At 58.9% G+C, this 12,313-nt stretch carries 9 protein-coding genes; all 9 read left to right on the top strand.

From position 1 onward, the window contains the following. Positions 1 to 50: 50 nt before the first annotated feature. The 9 genes from AC58D2_RS16115 to AC58D2_RS16075 all read left to right on the top strand — a co-directional run bounded on the left by AC58D2_RS16115 (position 51) and on the right by AC58D2_RS16075 (position 12,278). Positions 51 to 563, top strand: a complete 513-nt coding sequence (locus AC58D2_RS16115) for a DUF305 domain-containing protein (protein WP_447954361.1) — start codon at positions 51 to 53, stop codon at positions 561 to 563. Beyond that, entirely contained in the window at positions 560 to 1,057 is a 498-nt protein-coding gene (locus AC58D2_RS16110) for a DUF6692 family protein (protein ID WP_447953485.1), read from the top strand. The genes AC58D2_RS16115 and AC58D2_RS16110 overlap by 4 nt, the downstream gene beginning before the upstream one ends. Before the next feature lie 49 nt (positions 1,058 to 1,106). Then, positions 1,107 to 1,616 (top strand): DUF2231 domain-containing protein, encoded by a 510-nt coding sequence (locus AC58D2_RS16105; RefSeq protein ID WP_215227887.1) that lies wholly within the window; start codon positions 1,107 to 1,109, stop codon positions 1,614 to 1,616. Between the two features lie 546 nt (positions 1,617 to 2,162). After that, a complete protein-coding gene (locus AC58D2_RS16100) occupies positions 2,163 to 2,471 on the top strand; it encodes a hypothetical protein (protein WP_497392011.1) in 309 nt (102 codons plus the stop codon). A gap of 281 nt (positions 2,472 to 2,752) precedes the next feature. After that, on the top strand, positions 2,753 to 4,189 hold the full coding sequence (locus AC58D2_RS16095) for a tyrosine-type recombinase/integrase (protein ID WP_254895206.1): 1,437 nt from the start codon (positions 2,753 to 2,755) through the stop codon (positions 4,187 to 4,189). Between the two features lie 372 nt (positions 4,190 to 4,561). Then, complete coding sequence (locus AC58D2_RS16090; protein ID WP_497392009.1) at positions 4,562 to 7,237, top strand: TonB-dependent receptor; 2,676 nt, start codon at positions 4,562 to 4,564, stop codon at positions 7,235 to 7,237. A gap of 231 nt (positions 7,238 to 7,468) precedes the next feature. Continuing rightward, positions 7,469 to 8,893: an aldehyde dehydrogenase family protein gene (locus tag AC58D2_RS16085; RefSeq protein ID WP_157228455.1), complete on the top strand. Its 1,425-nt coding sequence runs from the start codon at positions 7,469 to 7,471 to the stop codon at positions 8,891 to 8,893. A gap of 76 nt (positions 8,894 to 8,969) precedes the next feature. Continuing rightward, positions 8,970 to 10,604: a GMC family oxidoreductase gene (locus AC58D2_RS16080; RefSeq protein ID WP_082013366.1), complete on the top strand. Its 1,635-nt coding sequence runs from the start codon at positions 8,970 to 8,972 to the stop codon at positions 10,602 to 10,604. A 129-nt stretch (positions 10,605 to 10,733) separates the two neighbouring features. After that, positions 10,734 to 12,278 (top strand): class I adenylate-forming enzyme family protein, encoded by a 1,545-nt coding sequence (locus tag AC58D2_RS16075; RefSeq protein WP_026108915.1) that lies wholly within the window; start codon positions 10,734 to 10,736, stop codon positions 12,276 to 12,278. Positions 12,279 to 12,313 lie beyond the last annotated feature (35 nt).

Below are 12,313 nucleotides of genomic sequence, written 5' to 3'. Positions count from 1 at the left end.
AACAATCACATCCATCGGGAGGGGGGGGCGGTTACGTACGCTTCATGTCGATGATCGCGACGTCCACCGTCGTCATGTTCTTGCTGATGTATGCGAACACCTACAGCGCCGATCACATGTTCTGGAGCGAGACCCGTTTCTGGATGGCCTTCGTCATGGGCGCGGCGATGATGGTGATCATGCTGCTGTTCATGTGGTCGATGCACAAGAACAAGACCAAGAATTTCATCATTCTGGGCACCGCAGTGGTGGTCTTCAGCCTGGCGTTGTGGCTGGTGCGCAGCCAGTCAACGGTCACCGATACCGAGTACATGAAGGCGATGATCCCTCACCACTCGATCGCGATCATGACCAGCGAACGGGCCCACATCCGCGATCCGCGGGTGCGCGAACTCGCCAAGGACATCATCGTCGCGCAGCGCCGCGAGATCGCCGAAATGAAATATCTGATCGAAGATATCGAGAGAAACGGAGTGCGCACCGCAGAACGGCAGCCGCGGCCCGCCGAAATGGCTCCCAAGGCCGCGCCCCTGGCCACTCCGGTAGAGGAGAATGCACAGTGATCCGCCTAGCACCGATTGCCGCACTTGGTTTGCTGGCGCTGACCGCCTGCAACCAGAACACCGATCCGGGGAACGACCGGGAGGCTCAACTCGAGCCTGCGCCGACACCGGCGCCCAAGATGGGCGCCGCCGAGGCACTGTCCGGCATCGCGACCGGAGCAATCCAGCCGGAGACCATGAGCGATGCCGATATCGCGAGTCTGGGGGGAATGAGCGGCAAGTGTTCGCTCCGTCTGACCGCGGTCGGCTTCCCGTCGTTCGTCTACGACGATCCGCAGGGCACGGGCGTCATCAAGCTCAACGGCAAGCTGATCCCGCTGGCCTCGCGCGGCCAAGGCAAGTTTGCGGATGGAGGCCTGCGGGTCGAGCTGCGCCCGGTCGATCAGGAGTTTGGCGACGATGGCAGGCGCGAAGCCGAGATGATCATCTGGCTCCCAGAAGCGAAGGATGAGCTGGGCTTCCGTGGGTACGAGGTGTGCCCCCAGAAGCGATGAAGGAAGCAAACAACGCTTAATCGAAGGAAGGTTTCAAGGAGTACAGCCCATGCCGCCGGTTCATCCCGCCCTTGTCCATTACCCCGTAGCACTGGGAGTCGCCTCAGTCATCGCCGACACCGTCGCCGCGGTTGCAGGGTTTCCGCAGCTGTTCGTCCTTGGCCAATGGTCGATGGCGATTGCAGCGGCAGGTGCGGCCGTGGCCGCGCCGGCCGGGTATTGGGACATGAAGCGGGATGACCTGGCGCATGAGACGCACGAACTCGTCCACCTGCACATGAAGTCCGGTCTGACACTCGTTGTTGCGCTAGTGATCGCCGCGATCTGGCGCTGGTCGCTCGATAGCCCGGGACTGATTTATCTGGTGTTTGCCTGGATCATCCTGTTCGGCTTGGCCCTGCAGGCCTGGATGGGCGGCGAAATCGTCTACGCCCATGGGGGCGGGGTTGCCGCCGCTGGGCAAGGAACTGCGCCTGAAGAAGAAGCCAAGAGGCCGTCGCGAAGGTTCTACCGCGTCGTGATGGGAACGGGTAGTGCTCCCCGAAAGAACGACCAGTGATCGGCCCGGGTGCGAGATCCAGCTTGATCTCACCGGGCACCGCCCGATTACAGGTCGGGGTCCTCGTTCTGAAACCAAGGCTGTTCTCGGTCTGGAGCGCGGCCCTCTGGGGCAGCAGCAGAACGTAGATAGTCTATGGTCCGACGGGGGAAAGTAAATCAGAGGATTGCAGCGCTTGGCAGGTAAGCGATCCAGGACATGCCGAGCTTGTTCAAATGCGTGTTCGCCTGATTGCGGTCGAAAACCTGCTGCTGGCTTTGCCGTCAGACGCTGATAGCGAACTACGGAAGAGAATAAAGTCCCGAGCGGCCGAAATTCAACCGCGCGAGGGTGCTGCCGATCATCCGCTCACCGAGCGAACGGCGGCTGAAATGCTCAAACTTATGGATCGAGCCACTCGCTAGCTGTGACGCCTTTATAGACGCCAGAGTATACATGACTGCTTTTGGACCAGGCCGCACCCACACGATAGCACGGCGAGCTATCGTGATCAGCGCAAAATCCGGCTTTTAGGACGATGAAGACGAGTATTGAGAGGATGTGGAAGTGGACGAAGATCTGAGCGGATGGGTGGTCGACATTGCCTGTTTGCGCAAGTACCCGACCGACGGCATCTTGGACAAAGCCAAGCGGCATACGCGCGGCTGTCTCCTTATGGGTCATTGCGTAGAAAGTGGTTACGGGTTGGTCACTGCGTCGAGCGAAGTGCGCCTCTTGGACACTTCGGCGACCGCTAAAATCGTCTCCTTGTTGCAATCCGACTGTGCGAGGGAACAGGAGATCCAGCTGAAAGTTCTGCGGAGCTCGGATGAAGATGGCGAGATGCAAACTCGCGACGTTCAGCTGGTGACATGATGCGCTAGCTTAGCAAAGCATGCTGCTCGCTCTCTGAGCAATGAGTCGAGATCCGAAATCTACGCTGGAAAAGGTCTCCGTCAGGGCTGTGGATAACTCCGAGGCCGGGGGTATCCTTGGGGGTATTCTAAGTTCCGTAAGAGAAGAATCGTTTAGATGTCAGTTCTTTACAGACAGGCTCTTGATCCCTCCTCCGCTACCAACCCGGATTGTCCACCAGTGACCCACTGAGGCCACTGGCAGACATTTTTCGAGGAAAATCAAATATTTTTCGCGTCCCGTTGCGTACGCCGGCGTCCCGGTGCGACCGGCTGCGGCCACCCACGGCGATTTGGATTGGGGGTATTTTGGGGGTATTTTTCGGCTGTCCCCAAAACAGGCGATACCCCCAGATGGCTTTGAAAGAACTTGAGGTCAAATACGCCACCAAGCGGCAGCGCCCCTACAAGCTGTCCGATGGAGAAGGCCTGCACCTGCTCGTCCAGCCGAACGGATCGAAGCTCTGGCGCCTGAAATACCGCTTCGACGGCAAGGAAAAACTGCTGAGCTTCGGCAAATATCCGACCGTCACGCTGGCGATCGCCCGCGAGAAGCGGACCGAAGCCAAGCGGCTGCTCGATCAGGGTGAGGACCCCGCCGAGGCCAGGAAGCGGGCGAAGAAGCAGAGGGCCGCGCTCAAGCTGTTCGAAGAGATTGCGCGGGCCTGGCACGCCAATCGTATTGAAGGGCTGGACTCGGCCCATGCCCTGCGCGTCATCAACCGGATGGAGCGCGACGTCTTTCCGGTCATCGGGAAGCGTCCGATCACGGAAATCGACCCGCCCGAGATTCTCGAGATGATCCGCGCGGTCGAAGCGCGCGGCGCCCTCGATATCGCCCGTCGCCTCAAGCAGAACGTCAGCCAGATCTATCGCTTCGCGATCGCGAGCGGCTGGGCGACCATCGATCCGACGCTCGGCCTCAACGATGCGCTCAAGCCCAAGCCGCCCGTCAGGCACATGGCGCGCGTGCCGCTCGCGGAGTTTCCGAAGCTGGTGCGAGCGATCTTCGCCTATGACGGCGAGGACACGCCGCGCCGCCGCGAGATCACCCGTGACGCGCTGCTGTTCACCTTGCTCACATGGGTCCGAACCAGCGAAACCCGCTTCGCGGCCAGGGACGAGTTCGAGGATCTCTATGGACCGAACCCGCTATGGCGTCTGTCGCCGGAGCGCATGAAGATGGAACGTGAGCATCTTGTTCCGCTGTCCCGCCAGGCCGCAATGATCGTTCAGCGCCGCTTGCAGGCGACGAACGATGCGTTCCTCTTTCCCGGAGCCAAGCCTGGAAAGTCTATTTCCGAGAACACCATGATCTATGCCTGTTATCGGATGGGGTATCTCCATCGGCAGACGGTACATGGGTTTAGGGGGCTCGGCTCGACCTGGGCGAACGAAGCCGAACGCTACAAGCCGGATTGGATCGAGATGGCGCTCGCTCACGAGGACGAGGATGAGGTGCGCGGCGCTTACAACAGTGCGCTCTATCTCACACCGCGAAGGCGGATGCTCCAAGACTGGGCCGACGTGATCGACGCGGCAACCGCAGTGTCGAATGTCGAGAAGAATCCTATCGAGTTCTCACAATTCATGCGCTGTTCCGCTCCCATCCAGCACCTGCCACCAAGCGACCAGAGACAGCCGTATTGGCAACGCCCCCTTCGGGCGGCTTCGCGATGAGCCTCAAAAGTCAGAACCGCCGATTTAGAGGCGCGGTTTTCTGCCATAGTTGTTAGAAATATCAGCTACTTAGATGCATCCGCGAATAGTAGAATGAACTCCAAGAAACCGTATCTCACTACATCTCATCATAGCTGATTCCCCTTGCAACTCGACAAGGGAAACCGCCGGGACCGCCAATTACGCCGATACATCGTCTGGAAGGGCTCGATTGGGGCGAGCAGAACGCGCGCATCCGTCCCGATGGACGCGCTCAGCGTGACTAATTCAATGAAATATATGGGGTTATTTGCGTCGCCACGAAGCGTCAGCGGTGCAGGCTCATCAGTCCTTAATCAATGAGTGGGAGGAATAGTTCGCCAACAAATTGAATTGGACGATGAGCCCCAAGGCGCGGCAAATGGCGCCAACTCAAAAAATGCCGTGGGGAGGACAGTCATGGTCACAGCCTTTAGGACAAATTTGCTTTGTGCCACCGCGCTATCGATCGCGTGTGCGCTTGCAGTGCCGGCACATGCCCAGGACGCTGCATCGCAGGGCGAAAAGCCCGAGGCGCAGGAAGGTGGCCTTGAGACAATCGTCGTCACGGCGCAGAAGCGCGAACAGAATTTGCAGGATGTTCCGGCCGCCGTTTCCGCCATAGGCGGCGAGACGCTGCGCACGCGCGGCATCACGGAGACCTCAGACTTGATGGGCGCGATCCCCAGCCTGCAAGTCACCACTCCCTATGGTCGCACCCAACCGAATTTCTCGCTGCGCGGGATTTCAGTGGCGAACGAATTTTCCGCCTCCACTGCGTCGCCGGTTGGCGTCTATGTCGATGAAGTCTATCAGAGCTTCCGGGCGAGCCATGGCCTGCAACTCTATGACATCGACCGGGTCGAGGTACTGCGCGGACCGCAAGGAACACTCTACGGTCGCAACACCACGGGTGGCGCGATCAGCTTCTTCACGCGCAAGCCGGATCTGGGAGAGGCCAATGGCTATCTGACCGCCGGCTATGCCAATTACGACACTTTCACGGTGCAGGGCGCCGCTGAAGCGACGCTGGTTCCCGACATCTTGGGCGTCCGCGTCGCCGGTACTTTTGCAAAAGGGGATGGTTGGCAGCGCAATGTACTGCCTGGGAATGAGCGCGACCTAGGGACCACCGATACGATCGGCGGTCGCATCTCGATCCGCTTCCGGCCCGATCCCGATCTCGACATCAATTTGAAGCTCTATGCCGCGAAGGACGATCCATGGGGCACCGCGCCCTATGCAGGTGGTCAACTCGCGGGCGGGCAGGATGCGCTCGGCTATTCGCGTTACGATCCGCAACCTTTCCTAGGCGGGCGGTTGCTGCGTGACAATGAGGTCGCAGTTGATCGGGTAGGTAAGAACATCAGCAAGTCGAAAGGGATAGCCCTCAACATCAAATGGGATGTCAGCGACCAATTCTCCGTCACCTCGATTACCGGCTACGACACCGGCGACTATATCAACAATCCTGATGATTGCGATGGCGGCCCAGCCGATCTCTGCTCGATCGGCTACACGTCGACGAGCAAGAATTTCAACCAGGATCTGCGTTTCAGCTATTCGAACGACCGCCTCGATATCATTGCCGGCCTTTATTATGGCAGGGACAAGGTCAAGACGGTCAACTACCCGGACTTTTTCGGGGCGCTGAGGCCGCTGCTGCTTGGCGCCGGTCTTCCGGGCAGCTACAATAACGCCGCAATCGGAACGCCCGACGCGATCCGCTATATCCCAGCCTTTGCCGCCAATCCGGCGTTGGGGCCTGGCGATGCCGGATTCTGCGACGCGATCGAGATCAATCCCAACGGCTTCCTTGATGCACGCTCGCTGATTGCACTCCAGACCGACATCGCGATCAATAATACGGGCAATGGCGGCATGGGGGGTAGCTTTTCGGCGGGCTGCGCCGGGGCAGGCGCGCCTCCGTTCACCCCGATCCTCGGCGAACAGCGTTTTGACGTGTCGCGCCCCTCGAAGGCGATCTACGGCGACGTAACCTGGAAAGCGACCGAGCGGCTGACCGTGGCGGTGGGTGCACGCTACACCCAGGATAAGGTCAATTACCTTAACGGCAGCACTTTCCTCTATGCGCTCGACGGTACGACGCCGGTTGTCAACCTGATCCCCTACAGCAATCCATACAACCCCAATCTCGCGCCGCTTGAGCAGCGCGAAAAGGCAAACAGGCTAACCGGCCGTATCAATGTCAGCTATGAGTTCGCCGATGATATCATGGGCTATCTCCAGTACAGTCGCGGTTACCGCAGCGGCAGCTTCAACGGGCTTGCCTATCAGGGCGTCAATCAAGTCTATTATATCCAGCCTGAAAAGGTGAATGCATATGAGGCGGGGCTCAAAACCCGGCTGTTCGATCGCCGCGTCCAACTTAACCTCGCGGGCTTCTACTACGAGTATTCGAATCACCAAGTAACGCAGGCGGTCGGCGCTACAACCTTCACGCGCAGCGCCAATGGTCGCCTGTTCGGTGGCGAGGCCGAACTCGCCTGGCAGGTGGCCGATACGTTGCGTTTCGATGCTTCGCTGGGCTATCTCAACAGCAAGTACAAAGGCAATGTGATCGATCCGGCAAACCCGGCCAGCCCGACATTGAACGTCAACGGCAATCCCTTCCCGAACGCGCCGGAGGTTACGTTCCAGGCCGGATTCGACTGGGATATGATCGATGACGGCACCAACAAGCTGACCTTGCGCGGTGATGCGTCCTACATGGGCAAGTACTATTTTGATCCGTTCAAGAATTATGGGCAGACACCGTGCGATACACCCCCAGCGGGATCGAACATAACGCTCGCGGGTAAGGCGATTACATGCGCAAATCCGGGCTACTGGCTCGCCAATGCGCGATTAACCTATGCGCACGACAATATGTCGGTTAGCTTGTGGGCGAAGAATCTGTTCGACAAATATTACTACACCTACGGCCTCAACCTGAACGTGTTCGGCTACGATTATCTGAACCGCGGCATGCCGCGCACTTATGGCGTCGAAGCGACAGTCAAGTTCTGATCGCTGCTGCGACGGGGGCGGCGGGCATCCTCTCCCGCCCGCTGCCCCCGATTTTTTCGACCTGACTTTCAGACCGAGGAGCATCCATAATGCGTTCCACCGGCAACGGTCCCTCATTCATCGGCACGGCGTACAGAATCGAGCGCGCTGTGATCACTGAGATCGGCGCAGCTGAAAGCACCGCCCAGGCGAGCAGCGCCGAGCGGCCAGCGCGCCTCCGGACGATTTAACGTGGATGCGTCTCGGAACAGAACTGAGCTGGAACGAATTTTCGCGACCCAACGCGAAGGGACGCGTGAGCAGGTTTCGCGCAGCTACGAAGAACGCATGGACCTGCTCGGGCGCCTTGGCCGGATATTTGAGCAGCACAGAGACGAATTGGTCGATGCCGTTGCCGCCGATTTCGGCATTCGATCCCGCTACGAGACTATCCTGCTCGACCTGATGCTTGGCATATCGGAAATTAAATTTGCGCGCCGCAATCTGAAGACGTGGCTGAGGCCGCGGCGGGTGAAGACTGACATCTTCGGCCTTCCCGGTTCATCGCGCCTGGTCCCCCAGCCCCTAGGTGTGGTGGGCGTTCTCGGCACGTGGAACTATCCGCTCGGCACCATATTCGTTGGCGCGGCCGGTGCATTGGCGGCCGGCAACCGCGTGATCGCAAAGCCGAGCGAAGTTTCCGCCAACGCCGCCGAAGCCAGCGAGCGGCTTGTGCGCCGGTATTTCGCCGAAGAGGAATTCGCGATTGTCCAGGGCGGGCCCGACATGGCACAGGCGATGACGGCCCTACCTTTCGACCATATTCTCTTCACCGGTTCACCCGCGGTTGGCCGCAAAGTCTATGAAGCGGCGGCTGCCAACCTTACACCTGTTACTCTGGAACTTGGCGGCAAATGCCCTGCCATCGTGGGCAAGGGTGCATCGCTTGCACAAGTCTGTGAAAGCTTAGTGTTCGGCAAGCTGCTCAACGCCGGCCAGACCTGCATCGCCGCTGACTATGCCTTCGTCCATGTCGATCAGATGGAAAGCTTCGTCGCCGCACTCCGCGCTCAGGTTGCCAAATGCTACCCCAACGCGGCAAGCAACCCCGATTTCACCAGTATCATCAATGACCGACAGTTCGCGCGGCTCCAAGGTTTGCTCGATGATGCCGAAGCCAAGGGCGCGACGGTGCTCAACCTCTCGGACAACGGCGATGGAACGCTTCCTGAACGGCATCGGATCGTGCCGTTGGCGGTTCTCGACGTTACCGATGACATGGCGATGATGCAGGAGGAGATTTTCGGACCGATCCTGCCGATCATGCCATATCGCTCCGAAGACGAGCTCATTCGCTACGTAAACCGGCATGAGCGCCCGCTGGCGCTCTATTATTTTGGCGACGAAAGTGAGGAACGGCGCAAGATCATTTCCGAAACGCACGCTGGCGGCGTGACTCTCAACGGCACGGTCATGCACGTCTTCCAGCGCCGGCTGCCTTTCGGTGGCATCGGACAGAGCGGCATCGGTGCCTATACCGGCGTCGCCAGTTTCGAGCGCTTCACTCATTACAAGCCGGTGTTCTCTCAGCCGAAACTCAGCCTGCTTGGTCAACTTCTGCCACCCTATTCGAGCAAGACCGAAGGACTACTCAACATCTTCGAAAAGATCCTCTGACGTGGCTGCGGCGGTTGATGCTGGCATGTTGCATGACGCCGGGTCGCCAGCATGGGTCGAATGACAAGGGAAGCAAATGGCTGACTATGTAATTATTGGAGGTGGGTCGTCGGGCGGCGTTATCGCCAGCCGGTTGTCCGAGGACCCCGATGTCACCGTTTGCCTGCTCGAGGCAGGCGGCCCAGGCACCTCGCCGCTTGTGTCCACGCCCGGCGCTTTTGGGGCGCTGATCCAAGACTATCGGATCAATACGCTCAACTGGCGGTTCAACACCGACCCTTCAAAGGCGCTCAACGACCGCCGCCTCTACAATCCGCGCGGGAAGATGCTGGGTGGATCGAGCGGTATGAACGGGATGGTCTATATCCGCGGCGACCGGTCGGATTTCGACCACTGGGCCGAACTCGGCAACGACGGCTGGGGTTACAACGATGTCCTGTCCTATTTCCGCAAGGCTGAGAATAATGAGCGCGGTGAGGATGAGTTTCACGGCTCGTCGGGACCGCTTCACGTATCCAACGGCAAGCGCGAATTCGATGTCTATGATGCTTTCATCGAGGCGGCGACTGGACTGGACCATCAAGCCAATCCGGACTTCAATGGTGCCAGCCAGGAAGGTGTCGGCATCTATCAGTTTACCGTGAAGGACGGGAAGCGCGCCAGCGTGAAGGCGTGTTACCTTGATCCGGTGATGGGCAGGCGCGGCAACCTCCGCGTCGAAGTACATGCCCGCGTCCATCGTATCAGGTTTGAGGGCAACCGCGCGGTGGCAGTCGAGTATTCCCAGGACGGGCAGTTGAAGACGATCCCGTGCGAAAAGGAAGTCATTGTCAGCGGCGGCGCCTATAATTCGCCCCAACTGTTGATGCTTTCCGGTATCGGACCGCGTGATGAGTTGGAGAAGCATGGAATCGAAGTGATTCATGATATTCCCGGTGTCGGCCAGAATCTTCACGACCATCCTGACCTGATGCTGATCTACCAGTCGAAGAAGCGGCTCGGGATCGCACTCAATGTCGTTGGCGCGCTCAAGACCGTGCGAGACCTATTCCAGTATCTCACGCAAAGGAAAAGCTGGCTGGCATCGCCGCCCACGGCTGCAGGCGGTTTCTTGCGATCCGCGCCGGGGCAGAACCGGGCGGACTGCCAGGTCCATGTCGTGCCGCTCGCCTATCGCGACCATGCGCGCGACTACAAGCTGATGACGAAATGGGGCTATGCGATCATTCTCAATATTGGGCGCCCAAAGAGCCGCGGCTGGGTTGCCTTACATGACTCAAACCCCGAATCCGATCCCAAGATGGACCTCAATCTCTTGAGTCATCCCGACGACCTCAAGACGTTGCGCAATGCCTTCCGTGTCGTGCAGGAGATCCTGCATTCGGATCGCATGAAGGCGATGATGAAACGGCCTCTCTATCCTGACCGCTACCTTGAAACTGATGAAGAGATCGACGCCTATATCCGGGCAGAAGCCAATCATGCTTATCATCCGGTGGGAACATGCAAGATGGGCACCGACGAGATGGCGGTGGTCGACAACCGCCTGCGCGTTCACGGCCTCGCAAATATCCGCGTGGCCGATGCCTCGATCATGCCATCAATCGTCAACGGCAACACCAATGCAACCTGCATCATGATCGGCGAGAAAGCCGCCGACATGATCCGGCACGATAATATGAGCAGCAAGAATAGCATCGCAGAATATTGAATTGGACGATTGGATCAATGCTGCAGACACAGATGCTTACGAAAAGAAGTCCGGAGAGGCCTATCGCATGTCAGTTTATTATGTGTCGACTGCGCCATTGTGGGCGAGCGCCTTAGAGGAGCGCGGCTGATGGACGTCCGTACGCAAATACGTCGCGCCGCACGTTATTTCGCCCAGCAAGAGGCTCTCGTTCACGGCCACAGGCGGTTGACTTTCTCGGAAGCCTGGTTGCGCGGCGTGAAGCTCGCAAATGCTCTTGCGGAGTGCGGCCTTCAACCGGGTGACCGGATTGCTACGCTGGAGAAGAACTCCATCGAGGCCGCCGACATCATACTGGCGGCTGCCATTGGAAACTATACGCGTGTTCCTCTCTATGCGCGCAACCGATGTGAAGCGCACGCCCATATGATCGCGAGTACCGGATCTCGGTTGGCGCTGGTCGATGAGGCATTGGCTTCGGAGTTGGCGGGGCTGGATGCCCAAGCTCCGACGCTTGAGCGGATCATTATCCGCGATCACAACTATGAGAATTGGTTGGCGACAGCCTCGGACCGGGATCCTGATCCCGTCGTCGCGCCGGAGGACTATTGTGTCATCCGCCACACCGGCGGCACGACGGGCAAACCCAAGGGCGTTGCCTATCGGCACCGTTCATGGATGACGATCTCCGCCGCATTTTTCAGCATCGGCCCCCAAGTGGCCCCAGGGGATGCCATTCTGCATGTCGGCCCGTTGTCCCATGCATCGGGCTTCCTGTTCGTGCCGGCCTGGTATTGCGGCGCCCGCAACGTGATGATGGACGGCTTCGATCCAGCGTCCTTTCTTGACACTCTCGAGCAGGAACGGATCAGCCATGCCTTTGTAGCCCCCACCATGCTCAATGCCATAGTGCATCACGACGGGGCATATGGCCGCCACTTTCCGAATTTGAAGTTTCTGCTGAGTGCTTCAGCGCCGATCTCCGAGCCGACGCTTCGCAAGTCGTGCCAGATATTCGGGAATCATGTTCTTCATTCGGGCTATGGACAGACCGAAATCCTGCCCATCGCGTCTATGGGGCCCAACGAGTGGTTCGGCGAATTTGAAGGTTCTGCCCCAATTCGGGCGGTCGGACGTCCCATGAGTGGCGCCGATATCGAAATCCGTAACGAGGACGGAAAGGTGCTGGGACCAAACGAGCCCGGCGAGATCGTCGCACGGTTCGAAAATGGCCAGATGGAGGAATTCTGGAACGATCCGGAGGAAACCGCCCGGCGCATGGAAGATGGCTGGGTCAAAACCGGCGATGTCGGCATGATCGACACAAACGGATTTTTGTATCTGCTCGATCGCAACAACGACATGATCGTGTCAGGCGGCTTCAATATCTATCCCACCGAAATCGAAAACGTAATTGCCGACCATCCCGGTGTACTCGAGGTCGCGGTCTTTGGCGTGCCCCATGAAAAATGGGGTGAAACGCCGCTTGCAATGGTGCGTGTCAAGCCCGGAGCACAAATCACGGAGACCGAGATAATAGATTTGGTGCGCCAGCGTCTGGGCTCCGCAAAAAAGCCAAGCAAGGTCGTTTTTACCGCCGAGCCACTGCCGTTGAGCAATGTCGGAAAGGTGCTTCGTTCAAAGCTTCGAGAGCCCTATTGGGCGGGCCAGGACCGGCGCATTTCGGGGGCATGACCGACGCAGCCATCCTAGCCACATCCTCTATTCCG

The organism is Sphingopyxis sp. CR5, from assembly GCF_059693785.1.
Note: the sequence above shows the minus strand (reverse complement) of the source record. Positions and strands in the feature narration are given on the sequence as shown.